The 20,994-nt window shown below is 52.3% G+C and carries 19 protein-coding genes; 14 read left to right on the top strand and 5 right to left on the bottom strand.

Features of this window, described 5'->3' with window-relative positions:
* Positions 1-3: 3 nt before the first annotated feature.
* From cyoB to IQ22_RS12535, 4 genes are all read right to left on the bottom strand, one after another.
* On the bottom strand, positions 4-1,980 hold the full coding sequence (gene cyoB / locus IQ22_RS12520; RefSeq protein ID WP_145142283.1) for a cytochrome o ubiquinol oxidase subunit I: 1,977 nt from the start codon (positions 1,978-1,980) through the stop codon (positions 4-6).
* A gap of 3 nt (positions 1,981-1,983) precedes the next feature.
* Positions 1,984-2,901 (bottom strand): ubiquinol oxidase subunit II, encoded by a 918-nt coding sequence (gene cyoA, locus IQ22_RS12525; protein ID WP_145142285.1) that lies wholly within the window; start codon positions 2,899-2,901, stop codon positions 1,984-1,986.
* 1,087 nt (positions 2,902-3,988) lie between these two features.
* The gene (locus IQ22_RS12530; protein WP_145142288.1) at positions 3,989-4,606 is read right to left on the bottom strand and encodes an NAD(P)H-dependent oxidoreductase; all 618 of its coding nucleotides are present in this window, start codon (positions 4,604-4,606) and stop codon (positions 3,989-3,991) included.
* Positions 4,599-5,993 carry a class II fumarate hydratase gene (locus IQ22_RS12535; protein WP_145142290.1) on the bottom strand — a complete coding sequence of 465 codons (1,395 nt, stop codon included), beginning with the start codon at positions 5,991-5,993 and terminating at the stop codon, positions 4,599-4,601. The genes IQ22_RS12530 and IQ22_RS12535 overlap by 8 nt, the downstream gene beginning before the upstream one ends.
* A gap of 298 nt (positions 5,994-6,291) precedes the next feature.
* On the opposite strand from IQ22_RS12535, the gene IQ22_RS12540 reads away from it, so the two are divergent.
* The 5 genes from IQ22_RS12540 to arfB all read left to right on the top strand — a co-directional run bounded on the left by IQ22_RS12540 (position 6,292) and on the right by arfB (position 9,357).
* Complete coding sequence (locus IQ22_RS12540) at positions 6,292-6,819, top strand: DUF2059 domain-containing protein (RefSeq protein ID WP_145142292.1); 528 nt, start codon at positions 6,292-6,294, stop codon at positions 6,817-6,819.
* A gap of 14 nt (positions 6,820-6,833) precedes the next feature.
* Positions 6,834-7,148, top strand: a complete 315-nt coding sequence (locus tag IQ22_RS12545; protein WP_145142294.1) for a BolA family protein — start codon at positions 6,834-6,836, stop codon at positions 7,146-7,148.
* A gap of 143 nt (positions 7,149-7,291) precedes the next feature.
* Positions 7,292-8,242 carry an oxygen-dependent tRNA uridine(34) hydroxylase TrhO gene (gene trhO / locus IQ22_RS12550; protein WP_145142296.1) on the top strand — a complete coding sequence of 317 codons (951 nt, stop codon included), beginning with the start codon at positions 7,292-7,294 and terminating at the stop codon, positions 8,240-8,242.
* A gap of 5 nt (positions 8,243-8,247) precedes the next feature.
* The gene (locus IQ22_RS12555; RefSeq protein ID WP_145142298.1) at positions 8,248-8,889 is read left to right on the top strand and encodes a DsbA family protein; all 642 of its coding nucleotides are present in this window, start codon (positions 8,248-8,250) and stop codon (positions 8,887-8,889) included.
* A 54-nt stretch (positions 8,890-8,943) separates the two neighbouring features.
* Positions 8,944-9,357, top strand: a complete 414-nt coding sequence (gene arfB, locus IQ22_RS12560) for an alternative ribosome rescue aminoacyl-tRNA hydrolase ArfB (protein ID WP_145142301.1) — start codon at positions 8,944-8,946, stop codon at positions 9,355-9,357.
* A gap of 8 nt (positions 9,358-9,365) precedes the next feature.
* Here arfB and IQ22_RS12565 read toward each other — a convergent pair whose 3' ends face one another.
* Positions 9,366-10,247 (bottom strand): LysR family transcriptional regulator, encoded by an 882-nt coding sequence (locus IQ22_RS12565; RefSeq protein WP_145142303.1) that lies wholly within the window; start codon positions 10,245-10,247, stop codon positions 9,366-9,368.
* A gap of 121 nt (positions 10,248-10,368) precedes the next feature.
* On the opposite strand from IQ22_RS12565, the gene IQ22_RS12570 reads away from it, so the two are divergent.
* The 9 genes from IQ22_RS12570 (at position 10,369) to IQ22_RS12610 (ending at position 20,920) form a co-directional block, all read left to right on the top strand.
* Positions 10,369-11,196, top strand: coding sequence for an HTD2 family dehydratase (locus IQ22_RS12570; protein ID WP_145142305.1), 828 nt, complete (start codon positions 10,369-10,371; stop codon positions 11,194-11,196).
* A 37-nt stretch (positions 11,197-11,233) separates the two neighbouring features.
* Positions 11,234-12,394 carry an acyl-CoA dehydrogenase family protein gene (locus IQ22_RS12575; protein ID WP_145142307.1) on the top strand — a complete coding sequence of 387 codons (1,161 nt, stop codon included), beginning with the start codon at positions 11,234-11,236 and terminating at the stop codon, positions 12,392-12,394.
* Positions 12,394-12,780, top strand: a complete 387-nt coding sequence (locus IQ22_RS12580; protein ID WP_145142309.1) for a VOC family protein — start codon at positions 12,394-12,396, stop codon at positions 12,778-12,780. Before IQ22_RS12575 ends, IQ22_RS12580 begins: the two co-directional genes overlap by 1 nt.
* 3 nt (positions 12,781-12,783) lie before the next feature.
* Positions 12,784-14,163, top strand: coding sequence for an MmgE/PrpD family protein (locus IQ22_RS12585; protein ID WP_145142311.1), 1,380 nt, complete (start codon positions 12,784-12,786; stop codon positions 14,161-14,163).
* The gene (locus IQ22_RS12590; RefSeq protein ID WP_145142313.1) at positions 14,160-15,362 is read left to right on the top strand and encodes a CaiB/BaiF CoA transferase family protein; all 1,203 of its coding nucleotides are present in this window, start codon (positions 14,160-14,162) and stop codon (positions 15,360-15,362) included. The genes IQ22_RS12585 and IQ22_RS12590 overlap by 4 nt, the downstream gene beginning before the upstream one ends.
* Before the next feature lie 28 nt (positions 15,363-15,390).
* Positions 15,391-16,242 (top strand): HpcH/HpaI aldolase/citrate lyase family protein, encoded by an 852-nt coding sequence (locus tag IQ22_RS12595; protein ID WP_145142315.1) that lies wholly within the window; start codon positions 15,391-15,393, stop codon positions 16,240-16,242.
* A 239-nt stretch (positions 16,243-16,481) separates the two neighbouring features.
* A complete protein-coding gene (locus tag IQ22_RS12600) occupies positions 16,482-17,474 on the top strand; it encodes a TRAP transporter substrate-binding protein (RefSeq protein ID WP_145142317.1) in 993 nt (330 codons plus the stop codon).
* 300 nt (positions 17,475-17,774) lie between these two features.
* On the top strand, positions 17,775-19,736 hold the full coding sequence (acs, locus tag IQ22_RS12605) for an acetate--CoA ligase (RefSeq protein WP_145142319.1): 1,962 nt from the start codon (positions 17,775-17,777) through the stop codon (positions 19,734-19,736).
* A 404-nt stretch (positions 19,737-20,140) separates the two neighbouring features.
* Positions 20,141-20,920, top strand: coding sequence for an ABC transporter substrate-binding protein (locus IQ22_RS12610; RefSeq protein WP_145142321.1), 780 nt, complete (start codon positions 20,141-20,143; stop codon positions 20,918-20,920).
* Positions 20,921-20,994: the final 74 nt, after the last annotated feature.

The raw sequence follows: 20,994 nt of genomic DNA on the forward strand, positions 1-20,994 counted from the left end.
AAATTAAGCCTGATTCGCTAGTTTCTGAAGACGTTCGTTTTCGATACGTGCTACTTCGGCAGCTGGCACGTAGTAGTCGATGTCATCGTCATAGCTACGGACAATGAATGTGATGATCATGCCTAGCGTACCCACGATGGCGAGCCACCAGATGTGCCAGATCAAGGCGAAACCGAGGGCTAAACTAAAGGCGCTGATAATAAAGCCCACACCGGTATTACGCGGCATATGGATATCTTGGTAATCAGCAGCTTTGCGCTCAGCGATTCCTTTTTCCTTCGCACCCCAGTAGGCATCGATATCATCAACAACTGGCTGATGAGCGAAGTTGTAGAAAGGTGGCGGCGAAGAAGTAGACCACTCCAGAGTACGGCCACCCCACGGGTCACCTGTAACATCCAGGTTCTTCTTGCGATCACGAATACTCACATAGAACTGAAGAAGCTGGAATGCGATGCCTAGACCAATGATAAGAGCACCTACTGCAGCTACGATTAGCCAAGCGTTCCAATCTGGGTTGTCATAGTGGTTCAGGCGGCGAGTCATACCCATAAAGCCCAGAACATACAACGGCATAAAGGCAACGTAGAAACCTACCAGCCAGCACCAGAATGCATACTTGCCCAGCTTTTCATTCAGTGTGAAACCGAAGGCTTTCGGGAACCAGTAGGCTACGCCTGCAAAGTAACCGAAGACCGCACCACCGATGATCACATTATGGAAGTGAGCGATCAGGAACAGGCTGTTGTGCAGAACAAAGTCGGCACCTGGTACAGCCAGCAGAACGCCTGTCATGCCACCAATGCTAAAGGTGATGATAAAGCCAATAGTCCACATCATCGGAGTGGTGAAGCGGATACGGCCTTTGTACATGGTGAAAAGCCAAGTAAAGATCTTAACACCGGTTGGAATGGCAATAATGGTTGTAGCAATACCAAAGAACGCGTTGACGTTGCCGCCTGAGCCCATGGTAAAGAAGTGGTGCAGCCATACAACGAAGGACAGAACGGTAATAGCTACAGTTGCCCATACCATGGACACATAGCCAAACATACGCTTGCCGCTAAACGTAGAAGCAACTTCCGAGAACACACCGAAGGCCGGCAGGATAAGGATGTATACTTCTGGATGGCCCCAAGCCCAGATCAGGTTGACGTACATCATTGGGTTGCCACCAAGCTCGTTGGTGAAGAAGTGCATACCCAAATAGCGATCAAGCGTGAGCAGTGCCAAAGTAGCAGTCAGGATCGGGAACGCTGCAACGATCAATACGCTGGTGCACAATGCGTTCCAGGTAAAGATCGGCATACGCATGAGAGTCATGCCGGTAGTACGCATCTTCAGAATGGTAACAACGAAGTTAACACCCGTTAGAAGCGTACCCATCCCCGATATCTGTAGCGCCCATATGTAATAGTCGACACCGACACCTGGACTGTACTGAATTCCAGACAAGGGCGGATAGGCAACCCAACCTGTAGCGGCAAACTCACCTACAGCCAAAGATAGGTTCATGAGTATGACGCCCACTACGAACAGCCAGAAGCTGAGCGAGTTCAGGAACGGGAATGCTACGTCGCGAGCACCGATTTGCAGCGGTACTACAACGTTCATCAAGCCCGCTACAAGCGGCATTGCTACGAAGAAGATCATGATCACGCCGTGAGCCGTGAAGATCTGATCGTAATGATGAGGGGGCAGATATCCTTCAGCCCCTGTACCAGCAATTGCCTGCTGGGCACGCATCATGATGGCGTCAGAGAAGCCGCGAAGCAGCATAATCATCGCAACGATGATGTACATGACACCGATTTTCTTATGGTCAACGGATGTAATCCATTCTGACCATAGATAGCCCCATTTCTTGAAATAGGTTAGGGCGATAAATAGAGCCAAACCACCCAGAATCATGGCGCCGACTGCACCTACGATAATCGGCTCATGATAAGGAATGTCTGCGAGACTTAATTTTCCAAACATTTTTTACTCCGCGGCACCGTCGTGCGCACCTTTATGCATTGCCTGATCCATAACCTGATCTACACGCTTGCTGTAGTCTCCCTTCAAGTACTTATCGATGATGTCCTGGAAAAGGTGAGGAGCAACGGACGAGTAGTACTCAATAGGATGCTTCTCGCTGGGTTTGGCAACATCGGCATAGACTTGGTGTTCAAGAGTCTTTGGCGAGGTTTTAACCTTTTCTACCCAAGCGTTGAAGTTTTCGTCAGTCATTGAGTGAGCAATGAACTTCATGTCAGAGAAGCCCGCGCCGCTGTAGTTGGCCGAACCGCCGCCAAATTCACCGGTTTCATGAGCAAGCAAATGAAGCTGGGTTTGCATACCGCCCATGGCATAAACCATGCTGCCCAAAGCGGGAATGAAAAGGGTGTTCATGACCGTATCCGAAGTAATTCGGAAGTTCACCGGCGTATTGGCTGGGAAAGCAATTTCGTTAATCGTTGCAATGCCCTGCTCCGGATAGATGAACAACCACTTCCAGTCCAGCGCTACAGCTTCGATCGTGATTGGCTTCACATCCGAATCAAGCGGTCTGAACGGATCCAGCGAATGGCTGGTCTTCCAGATCAGTACAGCTAGAAAGGCCACGATAACGAGCGGTACGCCCCATACCACGACTTCGATCTTCGTCGAGTGGGCCCAGTTGGGCGCGTACTCGGCGTCTTTATTCGAGGCGCGATACTTGATGGAGAAAAGAATGGCCATGACGATGACGGGAATGACCACAATCAACATCAAGCCAAAGGCAGTTAATATTAGATGCTTCTCTTCTAGCCCTACTGGACCTTTAGGATCTAAAAGCGTCATGTCACAACCACTGAGCAAACCAGTGGCAGCTAAAGCCAATAGGCTGGAAAAAATACTATGTTTCTTTTTTCTCATCTCACGACCTCGGTAGAGGGGGCATTCTTCGTTTCAGGGGAATAGCCAGTCGTTGGTATCGTCACCTTGCGGCGCAGGTGCAGAAGTAGGTCAGGCTGATGAAGCTTTGGTGTCGCGGTCTTTACAGGCGCGGCAATAACGACAAAAAGCGTTATTGAGCTACATGTAAAGATATGTTACGACTGAAATCCATTCGAGCCAAGCATGGATCCGCCTTGCGCCTAAGTCTGGATAGCACGTTTCACCAGTCCTCCTTACCTAGCCAACACGTTAGGATATGGCTGTGTGGGGCCTTGATTTAGAGGTCGATCTACTCTGAAGAAACTTGGTTCTTTCAGACAATCGGATTCATCAGACGTCTTGAACACGATGCAGCTTCAACATCCGGGAGGGGTGTAAAACCTCATACCCCGACAGTTTGGACGAAAAAGCGGCATATACCAGGCCGTTTCGATGAATGCGATAAAGTGCAGATACGCTAAGGGGCAGTATCCGGACCGACTTTGCTTGCCTGGCGCGACTTGTAACATTGATCAAGAGACGGAGTGCCGATGAAGCGTAGTCACAACTCACAGAGAAGCATGACTAATTGCAAGGGCAAGCATTAACTCGACATTGAACTGTTTCGAAGCACGCCTTAATGGCCGTGCGCAGTTTAAGTTTATCCTAGGTCGGAGTCCATCATTGAGTAGCCTAAAAGCGCTTTGAAAACTCTTCTAACCTATTGATTTATATAACCTGCTTCAATATGTCGCAGTTGTGTTTCAGGAAGGTTCTAAGTTTAGCCGTTGACAAGGCCGTTTGGCTTGTAAAAGACAATCGAGTTTTCAAGGATATAGTGAAATCTACCTCTTATTGTTGCATGTTATGTACAAATGTTTCGCCGTTTAAGTATGTAATTTTATACATGAGGCTCACTTGATTTGAATGACAGGAGCTTGGGTGTATCTCGCTTTTGATTTTTATGCTGATTATTTAGGGATGAAAATATTTCTGAATGAGGTTGCAGCCCAATTACTACATGCGGAACGTAGGCTGCATGACTCTGGGTATTGCTGAGCGTAGCCTGCTCAGTTAAGAAAAGCCCTTAGGCTTGAGTACCTAATTTCTCTATATCCTGTAGCCAGCGTAGGCGTTGTTCTTCTTCACTAGCGCGAACAGGAGCCAATTCGAGCTGGTGATTGATTGTAATACCGCAGGCATCGAGAATTTCGCGCATCATCAGGCGATGGGGTGAGAGTCCTCGCAGGCGTTTCCATGGGGTCGGCAAACTGTCAGCCGTCATGATCAGGTCTGCCGTGCGGCCCGTCAGAAGTTGTTCGCCACCCCAGGTCTGATCGCGGTAAGCAAAGGCAAAGCCTGGAAGAAACACACGTTCGATAAAGCCGCTCAGCAAGGCAGGCAATCCGCTCCACCAGATGGGATACACAAACACTAAATGCTCAGCCCAATGAATTTGTCGCTGTGCGTCCAGCAGGTCGTCTTCCAAAAGCTGGCTCTGATCAAATCCCTGACGTAGTACAGGGTCAAACGTCATTTCGCCTAACTTCAGCTCTCTTACTATATGATTTTGTTGACGAGCACCTTGTATGTAGGCTGCGCACAAGGCCTGACAGAAGCTATCGTTTTTAGGATTGCCGTACACCACTAGAATGCGTTTACCGTCACCTTCTAGTGGTGTGGCGCCAGACCTTACTTCAGCCATGACTCCCGGCCTCCAGCATGGATTCTGGCCTTACCCATTCATCGAATTGCTCTTCGGTTAGGTGTCCTAGCTCCAGGGCGGCTGCTCGCAGAGTCTTATTTTCCGCATAGGCTTTTTTAGCAATCTCTGCCGCCTTGTCATAACCAATATGGGGGTTGAGAGCAGTGACGAGCATTAGGCCCTGCTCTAAGTGAGCGGCCATTTTGTTGGCATCCGGCTCCATACCAGCCACGCAATGCTTATTGAAGTTGCGACAACCGTCAGCCAGAAGTCGAATCGATTCAAGAATGTTATAAGCAATGACGGGCTTAAAGACATTGAGCTGGAGGTGGCCTTGGCTGGCAGCAAAGGTGATAGTGGTGTCGTTACCCATGACCTGACAGGCCAGCATAGTCAGCGCCTCGGCCTGGGTTGGATTGACCTTGCCGGGCATAATAGAGCTGCCGGGCTCATTGGCAGGTAATCGGACTTCAGCCAGACCAGCCCTCGGGCCGGAGCCAAGGAGTCGTAAGTCATTGCCGATCTTCATGAGTGCTACGGCCAAGGTTTTCAGGGCGCCAGATAGAGCCGTGAGCGGTTCGTGTCCCGCCAGGGCAGCAAACTTGTTGGGTGCCGTTACAAAGGGCAGGCCAGTAAGCTCTGCCAGTTCATGAGCAATTGCCTCATCGAATCCCTTCGGGGAATTCAGCCCAGTCCCCACTGCTGTACCTCCCTGGGCCAGTTCATAGATGGCGGGAACAGTCGCCCGGATAGCGCTTTCAGCAATATCCAATTGTGCGACATAAGCTGAGATTTCTTGACCAAACGTGATGGGGGTGGCGTCCATCATGTGCGTCCGGCCCGTCTTTACCAAGGTCATATACCGTGCAGCCTGTTGCGCCAGTCCGCCTCGTAGTTCGGCGATAGCTGGCAGTAGGTCGCTATGGACAGCTTGGGCCGTAGCAATATGCATGGCGGTTGGGAAGCAGTCATTCGAGCTTTGCCCGCGATTTACATGATCGTTAGGATGAACAGGCTTCTTGCCGCCTTTGCCTTGGCCGGCCAGTTCATTGGCTCGCCCGGCAATAACCTCATTGACGTTCATGTTGCTTTGGGTACCGCTACCGGTCTGCCAAACGACTAATGGAAATTGATTGTCGTGGCGACCCTCAAGAATTTCAGTGCTGGACTGTTCTATTAGTTCAGCCACTTCGGCAGGTAATTCACCCAGGCGGAGATTGACGCGGGCAGCCGCTTTTTTGATGAGAGCAAGCGCATGGACAATGGCTAACGGCATACGCTGTTCACCAATAGCGAAATTTTCTAGGGAACGTTGGGTTTGCGCGCCCCAGTAGGCGTTTTCGTCTACCTCGACGGGGCCCAGGCTGTCGGTTTCGGTGCGGCTCATGGCGTTCTCCACAAATTTATTGGATAGGCCCGGCTGAAAGTAGCGGTGAAGGCGTGAAAACGCCTGCAAGGCAGTCTCGAAGAAACGCCGGGTAAAGGAACCTTGTCAGCGGTTAGTCTGCTTTCAGTCGGCGGGGTTCCAGGCCTTTTTTGACCCTGTAACGCAAGGAAGCGGCGCCGTATATGGAGTTTTAAGCCTGAAGCTTGTCTGAACGAAAGCCGGATTTGGGTTGAGCTAAGCAAAACGTCACGGGCAGAATGCAGACCTTTATCCAAAATGAATGTTGAAAGGACATGCGATGAAGACTTTTCGAGCGCTTTGTACCGCAGCCGTGTTATCCGGGGTTAGTAGCCTCGCCATGGCCGATGCGGCCAGCCATGCGGCAGAGGCCGAGCGCTTTCTGAAGCTGGCCAACGCCGATAAACTTACTACGCCAGTCTATGCTCAGGTGCATGAGTTGTTTGGTCAACATTTTGCTCAGGCCAAGGCGCCTGGCAAGCAGGCCGTATTAGAGAGCTATGTGGCTCGTGCCAATACGGCCTTGGATAAATCCATCGGCTGGGAGCAGATCAAGCCTGAGATGGTGAAGCTTTATACGCAGAACTTTACCGAGGACGAGTTGGAAGACCTCATCAAGTTCTATCAGTCGCCGCTCGGTAAAAAGATGATGACTACTTTGCCTCAACTTTCTGTACAGTCGTCTCAGATTGCCCAGGCTAAACTTGAGCAGGCCGTGCCGCAGGTTAATAAATTGCTGGCTGATATGGACAAGGAGCTCGGGGTTAAGCCACCGGCGGCACCTCAGGGCACCAGTCCGAAGAAGTAATTCGGAGTTTTATCATGAGTATGCGTGACCGTATTCTATCAACCTTGAATCTCCTGCAGCCTCAGCATCTTGAGGTGCATGACGAAAGTCATATGCATAGTCGTGGCCAGGAAACGCACTACAAGGCCGTTGTAGTCAGCGAGCAGTTCGAGGGGCTGAATGCGGTCAAGCGTCACCAGAAAATCTACGGTGCGTTGGGGGGGCTTATGGGAGAGTTCCATGCGCTGGCCTTGCATACGTACACTCCTGATGAGTGGGCCAGACAAGGAGGGGCCCCTGAGTCACCTACCTGCCGAGGTGGTAGCAAGCATGACGGCGTTCATGATTAAACGCGAAATGCCACCATTCGCTTAAAGGCGCTACCCAAGCGCCTGTCGCTTGCTTAAACTTGTAAGACCAGCGCCGGCTCTCTTGCCGGCGTTGTCGTATCAATCGGTCCGTCCTTTGCGAGGGCGACTACTGGAGAAGAGACATGACTCAAAAAATCGTCGTAGCGGCGTTATACAAATTCGTCACGCTCAACGATTACATTGCCCTGCGCGACCCACTTTTGGATGTTCTAGTACAGAACGACATCAAGGGCACGCTATTGCTGGCAAAAGAGGGTATCAACGGCACGATTTCCGGCACGCGTGCGGGAATTGATGCGGTGCTAGCCCATCTGAAATCCGATGCCCGGCTGGTCGATCTTGATCACAAGGAATCCTATTGCGATGAGCAACCGTTCTATCGCACCAAGGTAAAATTGAAGAAGGAAATTGTCACGCTTGGTGTACCAGGGGTTGATCCCAATGAGAAGGTAGGTACCTACGTGGAGCCTAAGAACTGGAACGCCTTGATTTCTGATCCGGAGGTGCTGGTCATCGATACCCGGAATGACTACGAGGTCAGTATCGGTACTTTCACTCATGCTATCGATCCGAAAACGAAGTCGTTCCGCGAGTTTCCTGAGTATGTACGCCAGCACTTCGATCCGACCCGGCATAAGAAGGTGGCTATGTTCTGCACGGGCGGTATCCGGTGCGAAAAGGCTTCAAGTTTTATGCTTAACGAGGGCTTCGAGGAAGTCTTTCATCTCAAGGGCGGTATCCTCAAGTACCTAGAGGAAGTGCCCCAGGAAGAAAGCCTCTGGCAAGGAGACTGTTTCGTGTTCGATAACCGGGTGACAGTGCGTCATGATCTGAGCGAAGGCGAGTATGATCAGTGTCACGCCTGCCGGACGCCGGTTTCGACAGAGGATCGAACGTCACCTCATTTCGTTCCGGGCATTAGCTGCCCGCACTGTTGGGACTCGCTTCCGGAAAAGACTCGGGCAAGTGCACGTGAGCGGCAGAAGCAGATTGATCTGGCTAAAATGCGCAACCAGCCTCATCCCTTAGGAAGAGATCTTCGACAGAGCCAGAAAGCTTCGCAGGAGGCATAACCAAGATGAACGCGCGCTTGCTCTATGTGATGGATCCAATGTGTTCCTGGTGCTGGGGCTTCGCGCCGGTTGTCGAGGCGTTGGCTAACCAGGCGAGCGCCTATGGGGTCTCCCTGCATCTGGTGGTAGGTGGATTGCGACATGAGCGAGCTGCCCTGGAGCCGGCAGCTCGTTCTCGTGCCTTGTCTTATTGGCAGGCCGTAGAGGAAACGACAGGCCAGCAGTTTAATATTGAAAATGCTCTGCCTGAGGGATTCGTCTACAACACGGAGCCCGCTTGCCGGGCATTGGTAACGGCTCGTCTGCTGGACGAGTCCAGCGTTTGGCCACTAGCCCTGTTGATTCAGCACGCTTTCTATGTTGAAGGCCGGGATGTAACCCAGCCGTCTGTTTTAGTGGAGTTGGCCGAGTCGGTTGGTTTACCGCGGATCGAATTTGCCCCTGTTTTTGATTCGAACGAAGCGAGTCTAGCTACCCAGGCAGACTTTGAATGGGCCTTGAACTTAGGCATAGCAGGGTTTCCTACTCTATTAGCGGAGAGGGATGGACAGCTTGTGCTAGTAACCAATGGCTATCAGCCTCTGGAAACGTTGTCCGAATTGTTGAACCACTGGCTTGTCCGGGGCGTACAAATCTCTTCTGATTAAACCCTTTGTCAGCACGAGGGGTCCAAACCATATTCTTATCTTGGCAGTACCCCAATGCTTGTTATATCCAATACCGTGACCTTACCTGATGCCGAAATTGAACTGACAGCTGTTCGAGCTCAGGGCGCCGGTGGGCAGAACGTTAATAAGGTTTCTAGCGCAGTTCATTTGCGCTTCGATATTCCAGCGTCCTCTCTGCCTGACTTCTATAAGGAAAAATTGTTGACCTTGCGGGATTCACGCATTACCCGTGAGGGTGTCATTGTGATCAAAGCCCAACAGTTTCGTACTCAGGAGCAGAACAGGGAGGATGCGTTAGAGCGGCTGGTAGAGCTTATTCGTAGCGCTACTTATGTTCAGAAGGTGCGTCGTCCTACTCAGCCTACACTAGGGTCGAAGCGTCGCCGGGTGGAAAACAAGGTTCGGCGGAGCGCGATCAAGGCCGGGCGTGGGCGTATCGACCTCTGAGACAGACTTTATTTCGTGAGCGTTGTGATCAAAGCTCGCACGCAACCTGGCAGGGCTTCTAGATCACGGACGAGAATGCTGCGCTCACGCACAGCCCAAGGCTCGTCCAGCTCGACGATAGAAAGTTCCATTGTTTGGCGATGGCGTAAGGCAGCCGATTCGGGAATGATGCCGATCCCTACACCGGCCTCTACCATGCGGCAGATGGCTTCAAAACTTGAAAGCTGAATGCGTACCGAGAGCGTGGCACCCACTTGCTCGACTCGTTCGCGTAGAAAGGTGAACAGGGTAGTACCTTCGTTCAGGCCGATGTGCTGATAAGCAAGTGTTTCTTCCAGCGTAACCTGAGTGCGTTCTGCAAGAGGATGCGCGCACGCTACAGCCAGCACTAGGCGATCAGTACTGAAATGCAAAATTTGCAGGCCAGGAGCCGTAACCGGGCCAGCGATAATACCCATGTCGGTACTGCCATCCACAACCCCTCGAACGATGTCGCGGCTGAGTTTTTCCTTAAGGTCAACGCTTACACCGGGACGTTTAGCCAAAAAGCCTGCCAGTATTTCAGGAAGAAACTCTGTAACCGCCGTAGTGTTGGCGAAAATACGAATATGTCCCGCGCTGTCATCACTAAAATCGGTGAATTCGCTTTTCAGGTAATCCACTTGGCGCATGATGAGGCGTGCATGTTCTAACAAACGCTGGCCAGCCGAAGTCAGTTCTGTTCCCCGGCTGTCTCGGTAGAGAAGTCGGGTGTTGAATTGACTTTCCAATGCCTTGATACGCGCACTGGCCGCTGCTGGTGAAAGGTAAGCACGACGAGCCCCTTGTGTCAGGCTGGGTGCTTCGGCGATATGAATAAAAAGACGCAGGTCTGCAAGATCGAAATGCATGGGCTTTTCATCCCTCTGTGTTCAGCAGAGCCGAACGCCGGCTTATGAAAATGCAAATTCTCGGAATGCTCCATTAACGGCAAGCTGACCCTACGCGTCAACTGCCGGAGCGCCAAGAATAATGAACGACGTTGATCTGTCGGCTTGGTTAGGCCGCTCGGAAGTAGCCGAGGATGTGCTTAGCCTCAATCTCGTGCAGCGTATTGCTGCAACGTTTAGCCATAACTGTCCTGCACTTGGTGAACCGTTGCCTCCCTTGTGGCACTGGGCTTTTTTTCAGAGTCCTCTTCCAGAGGCGCAGCTAGGAGAGGACGGTCATCCGGTTCGGGGTAGCTTTTTGCCGCATGCCAATAACCGTAACCGCATGTGGGCGGGTGGACGACTAGAGTTCCACCAGCTGTTAGAGATAGGCCAGCCCGCTCGGCGTGAATCCACGATCCTGCATGTCGAGGAAAAGACTGGTCGTAGCGGGGCATTATTGTTCGTAACGGTTCAGCACCGTTATTTTCAAAATGATGTTCTGGCTCTCAGCGAGGAACAGGACATCGTCTACCGTGAGCCCAGTCCTCCCAAAGCCGGGAGCGGCGACTCTCTGCCGGCGGGCACGTGGAGCGAGACGATTGTACCCAGCTCAACGTTGCTATTCCGCTATTCCGCTGTGACCTTCAATGGTCATCGCATCCATTACGACTGGCCGTATGTAACCGAAAACGAAGGGTATTCAGGGCTGGTGGTGCATGGTCCTTTAATCGCTACGCTGTCACTGGTGGCTTTTCAGAGGGCTAATCCTGAAGCGCGTCTACGACGCTTTGCATACCGCGGGGTTCGGCCTCTCATCGCTCCTCATCCTTTTACAGTAGGCGGTTGCATTAAAGCGCCCGGCCATGCAGACGTTTGGGCGGGAACTGCTGACGGACCAGCCCAGTGTGGTGAAGTGGAGTTCGAGTAAGCCGCAAGTTCCCTAGGTTAGCTCAAGAGGATTCGTCGTGAGCCAGAACATTGAAGAGCTGGATGCCATTCGTGAAGGTGTGCGAGCACTGTGTGCTCAATTCGGTGCGGCCTACTGGCGGAAGGTAGATGAAGAAAAAGGATTTCCGCAGGCTTTTGTTGAGGCATTAACGGCCGCCGGCTGGCTTGCAGCAATGATTCCCACAAAATATGGCGGCTCTGGCCTGGGTTTGACTGAGGCTTCGGTCATTTTAGAAGAGGTCAACCGTTGTGGAGGTAACTCCGGCACTGTGCATGGTCAGATGTATAACATGTTTACGTTGCTTCGCCACGGTTCCGAAGCACAGAAGCGAGCCTTCCTGCCTAGGATAGCGGCTGGGGAGCTGCGTTTGCAGTCAATGGCGGTAACCGAGCCGACAACAGGCACTGACACGACCAAGCTTAAGACTACAGCGGTCAAGAAGAGTGATCGTTATGTAATCAACGGCCAGAAGGTATGGATCTCTCGTATCCAGCATTCGGATTTGATGATTCTTTTGGCACGCACTACGCCGCTGAGTGAGGTGCAGCGCAAATCCGAAGGAATGTCGATCTTTCTGGTCGATCTGCATCAAGCGATGAGCAATGGGATGACAGTTCGACCTATTGCCAATATGGTCAATCATGAAACCAATGAGTTGTTTTTCGATAACCTGGAGTTGCCGGAGGACAGCCTGATCGGAGAGGAAGGCAAAGGGTTTCGCTATATTCTGGATGGACTCAACGCCGAACGAACACTTATCGCTGCTGAATGTATCGGCGATGGACGTTGGTTCATTGAAAAGGCCAGCCAGTATGCTCGAGACCGGGTAGTGTTCGGTCGCCCTATCGGACAGAACCAAGGCGTTCAATTTCCCATCGCTGAGGCATACATCGAAGTCGAGGCCGCAGATCTGATGCGCTGGCGTGCCTGCCAGGAGTACGACGCCGGAATCAATGCCGGTGCCAGTGCGAATATGGCGAAATACCTGGCCGCCAAAGCGTCTTGGGAAGCCGCCAATGCGTGTCTGCAAACCCATGGCGGTTTTGGTTTCGCTTGTGAATATGACGTGGAGCGTAAATTCCGAGAAACGCGCCTTTATCAGGTCGCTCCTATTTCCACGAACCTGATCCTGTCGTATGTAGCCGAGCATCTGCTCGAATTGCCGAGGTCGTTCTAATGAATATCGAGCGACTGGATCATCTGGTCTTAACCGTGCGCCATATAGATGCCACGGTGGCTTTTTATACCCAAGTGCTGGGTATGCAAAAAATCATCTTTGGTGCTGGCCGAATCGCTCTAAAGTTTGGTCAGCAGAAAATTAATCTTCATCAGGCTGGAAACGAGTTCGAGCCAAAGGCTGAAAGCCCTACGCCCGGCTCGGCTGATCTGTGTTTTCTCTCCTCAGCTTCGCTTGAGCGCGTAATACAACAGCTTGAGAAGCTGAATGTTCCTATTGTCGAGGGGCCTGTTGGGCGTACCGGGGCACTAGGGCCGATTCGTTCGGTGTATATCCGTGATCCCGATCAGAACCTTATCGAAATTGCCAATCCGATCAGCGAGTGAGCCATGAGTGACTATACCTCCCGTCTTGCCGCCTTTCTCGCATCGCTGACCTATGAGCAGTTACCCGAAGCGGTTATTGCGCGTACCGAAGAGCTCTTTCTGGACTGGCTGGGCTCCGCTCTGGCCGGTCAGGGTACGCATCCCATTCCCCTGTTCGAGCGCTACGCTGAAAAAATGGGACCACGAGAGGGCGCTTGCGAGGTTCTGGTCAGTGGCACTCGAACCTCGCCCTATTTTGCGGCGTTGGTGAATGGGGCGTCTTCACACCTGGTTGAGCAGGACGACTTGCACAACAGTTCGGTTTTACATCCAGCAACGGTAGTTTTCCCCGCCGTATTCGCTGCGGCGCAGGATCTGGGACGATCGGGTCAAGAACTAATCACCGCGGCGGTCGCCGGTTATGAAGCAGGCATCCGGATTGGCGAGTTTCTGGGGCGCTCCCATTACCGCACCTTTCATACGACCGGTACGGTCGGCACTCTGGCCGCAGCGGTTGGTGTCGGGAAGTTGTTAAGGCTAAATCATGAACAGTTTATTCATGCGTTGGGTAATGCAGGTACGCAAGCGGCTGGTCTTTGGGAGTTCTTACGCGATGCGGCTGATTCCAAGCAACTGCACACTGCCAAGGCTGCTGCCGATGGGTTGCTTGCCGCCTACTTGACAGCAGACGGCCTGACCGGCGCTCGGCATGTTCTTGAAGGGGATCAAGGCATGGCGGCCGGCATGTCGCAGGATGCCAACCCGGAGTATCTGGTTGACCGGTTTGGTGAGCGTTGGGCGCTGCTGGAAACCTCGTTCAAATTTCATGCGTCCTGCCGCCACACGCACCCGGCTGCCGATGCGTTACTGGAGCTTTTGTGGAATGAAGAACTAGGGCCTGACGATATTCAGCACGTGATTACGCATGTTCATCAGGCAGCCATCGACGTGCTGGGTCGTGTGGATAAGCCCCAGACGGTGCATCAAGCCAAGTTTTCCATGGGGACCGTGTTGGGGTTGATTGCTGTGTACGGCAAGGCAGGGTTAGCTGAATTCCAGCAGCATGCCTTGCATGATCCGAGCGTGGCCCGTTTCCGTGAAAAGGTCAGCATGATCTTGGATGCCGAGGTAGATGCTGCCTATCCACGACGTTGGCTTGGGCGAGTGGAGGTAGTTACAACGGACGGGCGCCGAGTGTTTCATGGTATCGATGAGCCTAAAGGTGACCCTGGTAATACCTTGTCTCGGGATGAGCTGGAGGACAAGTTTCAACGTCTGGTGAGTTTTTCTAAAGCATTAACGCCCGATGAGACTAAAGCTCTCATTGCACGCGTATGGCAGCTGCGTCACCTCACGAGCGTATGTGGATTCTTGGTTCCCCCGGCTTCAAGGAGCAAAGCATGAGTATGGGTCAGCAAGTTCGACCTCTCGATGGGCTCACGGTTGTCAGTTTGGAGCATGCTATTGCAGCCCCTTTCTGTACGCGTCAGCTGGCAGATCTGGGCGCTAGGGTCATCAAGATCGAGCGGCCGGGTGTTGGCGATTTCGCGCGAGGATATGACGAGCGGGTTCGAGGGTTATCCTCTCATTTTGTCTGGACGAACCGCTCCAAGGAAAGCCTGGCCCTTGATCTGAAGCAGCCGGAAGCGGTGCCGATTCTCCATGCGTTACTTGAACAGGCCGATGTACTGGTTCAAAACCTGGCACCAGGCGCTGCGAGGCGGCTAGGGCTGGGCTTCGAGGCCTTGCATGAACGGTTTCCTCAACTGATCGTTTGCGATATCTCGGGCTATGGCGAGGGAGGGCCTTACGAGAACAAGAAAGCGTATGACTTGCTGATACAAAGTGAGGGCGGCTTTCTATCTGTGACAGGAGGCCCAGGAGAGGATGAGCAGGCCAAGGCCGGTTGTTCGATTGCTGACATCGCAGCCGGGATGTATGCCTATTCCAGCATTCTGGGGGCGCTGCTTCTTCGAGAGCGGACCGGAGAGGGGAGTCGGATCGATGTTTCTATGTTGGAAAGCCTGACTGAATGGATGGGATACCCCTTGTACTATGCTTTCGATGGTGCTCCGCCACCTTCACGGGCAGGTGCCTCGCATTCGACGATCTACCCCTATGGTCCTTTTCCGGCGGGGGACGGTGGAACGGTAATGTTGGGATTGCAGAACGAGCGTGAATGGGAAGCCTTTTGCCATCAGGTTTTGAGACGTCCAGAACTGGCGCCTGATGAACGTTTCAATACAAATGCCAAGCGCTCGGATCATCGAAAGGATTTGCGCACCATTATTATTGATGTATTCGCTACGATGACGGCCGAGCAGGTTATTGAGCGGCTCGAGCAGGCTCAAATTGCCAACGCGCATGTAAATGATATGCAAGGCGTCTGGCAGCATCCTCAATTAGCGGCCCGGAACCGGTGGGGTGAAGTAGAAAGCCCGGTCGGACGGTTACCGGCCCTGCTACCGCCTGGTCGAAACAATGCATTCCAGCCGCGCATGGAGGCCATCCCCGCACTGGGCCAACATACTCGGGCTATTTTGGAGGAGTTGGGATACTCCGCTGAAAACATCGAGGCGTTTCACGCGACCAGGATGATATGAGATAGCTCAGTACGAAGTAGGACAGGATATGACTGGTACGTTAATACGCTCCGCCTTGTTCGTTCCAGGTGATCGGCCCGAGCGATTTTCCAAGGCATTGGCCAGCGGCGCTGATGCGGTGATCGTGGATCTGGAGGATGCAGTGGCCGCAGATGCTAAAGAGCAGGCTAGAGCATCACTCGAAAGCTTTCTTGTAGAGCAGCCTGAGTCACGTATTTGGGTAAGAGTGAACGCCACCGAACATGAAGCGCATGTTCAAGATCTGGCGCTCTGTCGCCGACAGCCAGGTGTCATCGGAGTCGTTCTGCCCAAAACCGAACGTGTGGCCCAAATTACCCAGGCCGCTACCTGTGGAAAGCCTGTCTGGCCTATCATCGAAAGCGCGCGTGGTGTTCAGCAAATCACTGAAATAGCGGGTAGTGCGGGTATAGAGCGCTTAGTGCTAGGAGTAGTTGATCTTGCCCTGGATTTGGGCTTGATACCCTATAGCGAAGGAGGAGAATTCATCTTGAATCAGGCGCGATATGCTTGCCTGATGGCTTCGCGCATTGCTGGGTTAGCGCCAGCATTGGATAGCGTATATCCCGACTTCAACGATACGGCAGGTCTGCAGCGCTTTATTCGGCGTGCCCAGGAGATGGGCTTTGGCGGAGCCTTGTGCATACACCCTCGGCAGGTTCCTGTTATCCACGCAACACTTGCACCTTTGGATCACGAGCTTGCCTGGGCGCGCAAAGTTGTAGAGGCCGCCGCAGGACAGGAGCGGGGGGTATTTCAGCTGGAGGGAGAGATGATCGATGAACCTGTTCTCACGCATGCTCGCCGGTTATTGGAAGCCGTAGGAGAGACATCTTTAGCTGAGCCGAATGCTCCCTCATAAAAATCCCTGTTCATTAAGCACATCTCGTGCAGCATTGTGTATTCAGCTTCTCCAAAACAATTACAAGCGAAGAGAGAGCCCACATGAACACGCTCTTGTTCGGCACGTTTGTTTCTAACGTTTGCTTTTGTAGCGGTTTCCCCTCCCGCCATTGCGTTCGCTAAATGATGCTGTTGTAGGCGTCATCTTGGCGCTTATGTATCACCTTAAATCACAATAACAATCAGAGGTGACACCTTATGTTGAAGTTGACCAGAGTGCTGTTGTGCGCTGCCGCGGTTTCCATTGTCAGTCTGGCGCAGGCTGCTGATCCGATCCTTATCAAGTTTTCCCATGTCGTGGCGGAAAACACACCCAAGGGGCAGGGTGCCTTGATGTTCAAAAAGCTGGTGGACGAGCGTCTGGGCGGGAGGGTCAAGGTTGAGGTTTACCCAAATTCTTCTTTATTTGGAGATGGTAAGGAAATGGAGGCCTTGCTGCTGGGTGATGTTCAAATGCTGGCGCCCTCGCTTTCCAAGTTCGACAAGTACACCCGTAAATTGCAGATATTCGATCTGCCATTCCTGTTCGATAATATTCAAGCTGTAGGCCGTTTCGAGCAAAGCCCAGAAGGAAGGGCATTGCTAACGTCCATGAAGGGCAGCGGTATTGTTGGCCTCGGATATTGGCATAACGGCATGAAGCAATTGTCATCTAACAAACCCTTGTACGAACCTTCAGATGCACGTGGCCTCAAGTTCAGGGTGCAAGCGTCCGAAGTGTTGGATGAGCAGTTCAAGCAATTGCGTGCGGTGCCGCGCAAGTTAAGTTTCGCTGAGGTCTACCAGAGCTTGCAGACTGGAGTGGTCAATGGCCAGGAAAATCCATGGTCAAACATTTACTCCCAAAAGATGCACGAGGTTCAAACGTACATCACTGAGACGGATCACGGTGTTATCGATTACATGGTGATCACTAATGCTGAATTCTGGGATGGTCTGCCAAACGACGTGCGGACTCAGTTGCAAAGCATCATGGATGAGGTAACGGTTGAGGTGAATAATCAGGCTGAACAGCTTAATCAGCGTGACAAGCAAAACATTATCAAGGCCAAAACCACAGAGATCATTACGCTTACGCCCAAGCAACGTAGTGAATGGCGTGAAGCCATGAAGCCTGTGTGGAAGAAGTTCGAAGGTGCGATCGGGGCAGACCTCATCGAAGCCGCTCAGAAAGCCAATATTGCCCAATAAGGTAAAGTTCAGGCCTGGACAGGTGATCTATTGTCTTGCCCGGGCCTCTATCTGCTTTTTGATATCCTGGGATCGTTTCAGGTATCTAGGCCGTTTAAGGTATCGATCAATGGTTGGGTTCGCAGGTAAATAACCGCATGCCCACCGTTCGGTTCTCTTTCTTTGTTGAAAGATAGGCCCGGTGTAAGGCCTATGCCTTTGATATGGGGCTGTCTTACTACCTTTGTCGAATGGTTAGCACAAGCGTGGGCCAGTAAAACGGGATTCTACAAAAACAACAATCTCCACCGAGGAACCGCCATGAGTGCCGCATCCCTCTATCCCGTACGACCTGAAGTAGCCGCCCAAACCTTGACCAATGAGGCTAGTTACAAGGCGCTGTATCAGAAGTCCGTGGTCAACCCGGATGGTTTCTGGCGTGAGCAAGCCCAGCGTATCAGCTGGATTAAGCCTTTCACCCGGGTCAAGCAGACCACTTTTGATGACCATCACGTCGATATCAAATGGTTCGCTGATGGAACGCTCAATGCTTCTTATAATTGTCTGGATCGTCACCTCCAGGAGCGTGGCGACCAGGTAGCTATTATCTGGGAAGGGGACGATCCTTCCGAGCATCGTCACATTACCTATCGCGAACTGCATGCTGACGTATGCCGATTCGCCAATGCCTTACGTGGCCAGGACGTACACCGGGGTGATGTCGTCACGATCTATATGCCCATGATTCCTGAGGCTGTTGTAGCCATGCTGGCCTGTGCTCGTATAGGTGCAGTCCACTCGGTGGTTTTTGGCGGATTCTCTCCCGAGTCACTGGCGGGGCGTATCAGCGATTGCCGCTCGAAGGTCATCATTACAGCTGACGAGGGGGTTCGCGGCGGCAAAAAGACACCGCTCAAGGCTAACGTAGATGAGGCGCTGACCAATCCCGATACCTGCTGCGTCCGTAAGGTCATCGTATGCAAGCGCACAGGCTCCAATGTGGCTTGGCACAGTCATCGGGACGTGTGGTACCACGAAGCCATGCAAGTGGCCTCATCTCATTGTGATCCCAGGGAAATGGAGGCTGAAGCGCCTTTGTTCATCCTTTATACCTCAGGTTCTACAGGCAAACCGAAAGGGGTCATGCATACCACGGGTGGTTATATGGTATACGCCTCCCTGACCCATGAGCGCGTATTCGACTATCGACCGGGCGAAGTGTACTGGTGTACGGCGGATGTAGGCTGGATTACCGGACATAGTTATATCGTTTATGGCCCTCTGGCTAATGGTGCCACTACCGTCTTGTTTGAGGGCGTTCCGAATTATCCAGACGTAACCCGTGTCGCCCAGGTAATCGACAAGCATAAGGTTAGTATTCTATATACGGCCCCTACAGCTATCCGCGCCATGATGGCTCAGGGTGACGCCGCTATGCGAGGCGCCGATGGCGGTAGCTTGCGCCTGTTAGGATCAGTAGGTGAGCCCATCAACCCTGAGGCTTGGCATTGGTACTATAAGACGGTTGGCCAAGAGCGTTGCCCTATTGTCGATACGTGGTGGCAAACCGAAACAGGCGGCATCCTCATTAGTCCGCTGCCAGGGGCTACTGGTCTTAAACCGGGGTCGGCAACTCGTCCGTTCTTTGGTGTACAGCCGGCACTGGTAGATAATGAGGGCAACATTCTAGAGGGGGCGACGGAAGGCAATCTGGTCATTATGGATTCCTGGCCTGGCCAGGCGCGGACCATTTATGGTGATCATGACCGTTTTGTCGATACCTATTTCAAAACTTTTAAGGGTATGTATTTTACGGGTGACGGCGCCCGTCGTGACGAGGACGGTTACTACTGGATTACCGGTCGGGTGGATGACGTTCTTAACGTGTCTGGCCATCGCATGGGAACGGCTGAAATCGAAAGCTCGATGGTAGCGCACCCGAAAGTTGCCGAAGCTGCTGTAGTGGGCATGCCTCATGATATGAAGGGGCAGGGCATTTATGTCTATGTCACCCTGAATTCCGGTGAAGAGCCTTCTGAGGCCTTACGGCAGGAGCTCAAGCAGTGGGTTCGAAAAGACATTGGCCCTATTGCTACGCCGGATGTCATTCAGTGGGCCCCAGGGTTGCCAAAGACCCGCTCAGGTAAAATCATGCGACGTATTTTGCGAAAGATTGCCGTGGCGGAATACGATACCTTGGGTGATATTTCCACCCTGGCTGATCCCGGTGTGGTTCAACAACTGGTCGAGACTCATCAAAGTATGAATCAGGCTGTAGCCTAACGTATCTTCGCTGCGGTAACGGAAACGCCCCAAATGAGGTCGCTCGTAACAGAGTAGCCCTTATTTGGGGCGTTTCGTTTTGTGTCTTGTGAGCAAAATAGCGATAACTCGTTGGCTTATAAGGAATTTGTGTTTGTGGGCCTACAAATTGCTTAATTATTTTATTTTAATTTTTTTTGTAGGCATGGTAATTTGCGTTCTGTCAAGACCAATTGAGTCGTTTTAAAACCCTTCTGTAATTACTTGTCGCATAGACGAAATAACCCATATCAGGCTACCGCTAGAATGCCGCTACCCTACGCAGAGGCATTGCTGGCGGATTGCACGTGCGCATGAGTGATCATGTGTCCCGGTGGCCTGGCCTGTTTGAAACTGTCTGAAGCCCATTCATCGAAGGAGCTTGCATGAAAAAGCTGGCATTGCTTGGCGCTATGGCGCTATCCATTCTGTCCCACGCCGTGGTAGGCGCCGAAGGCAAACCGGTTCGTATTGGTATCGAGGCGGCTTATCCGCCTTTTGCCTCCAAGGCTCCTGACGGCAGTATTGTCGGTTTCGACTATGACATCGGCAATGCGTTATGCGCCGAGATGAAGGTTAAGTGTCAGTGGGTGGAACAGGAGTTTGACGGGCTGATTCCTGCCCTGAAGGTACGCAAGATCGATGCGATCTTGTCCTCCATGTCTATTACCGAAGAGCGCAAGCGCTCCGTCGAGTTCACCCATAAGTACTACAACTCTCCAGCCAAGCTAGTTATGAAGGCTGGTACTGATGTGAAAGATGTAAAGACCGAGCTGAAGGGTAAAAACCTGGGCGTTCAGCGCGGCAGTATCCATGATCGTTTCGCTACCGAAGTTCTCGAGCCGGCTGGCGTCAAGGTCAGCCGCTATGCTTCGCAAAACGAAATTTACTTGGATCTTTCAGCAGGTCGCCTGGATGCTACCCTGGCCGATGCCACGTTGCTTGAGGATGGCTTCCTGAAGACAGATGCTGGCAAAGGTTTTGCGTTTGCCGGTCCGGACTTTACCGATCCTAAATATTTTGGCGAAGGCATTGGTATTGCGGTACGCAAGAACGACACGGAGCTGCGTGACAAACTAAATGCAGCCATCGATGCCATTCGAGCCAACGGTACTTACAAGCAGATTCAGGACAAGTATTTCAACTTCGATATCTACGGCAACTGAGGCCGTCTCTCTAGGCGTGTTGGCGGGCGCAGCCCACACGCCTGTTTCCATTTCTAAGCGCGCTTGAGTGCGTT

Origin of the sequence: Pseudomonas duriflava, assembly GCF_007830155.1 — a bacterium.
Taxonomy (GTDB): Bacteria; Pseudomonadota; Gammaproteobacteria; order Pseudomonadales; family Pseudomonadaceae; genus Chryseomonas; species Chryseomonas duriflava.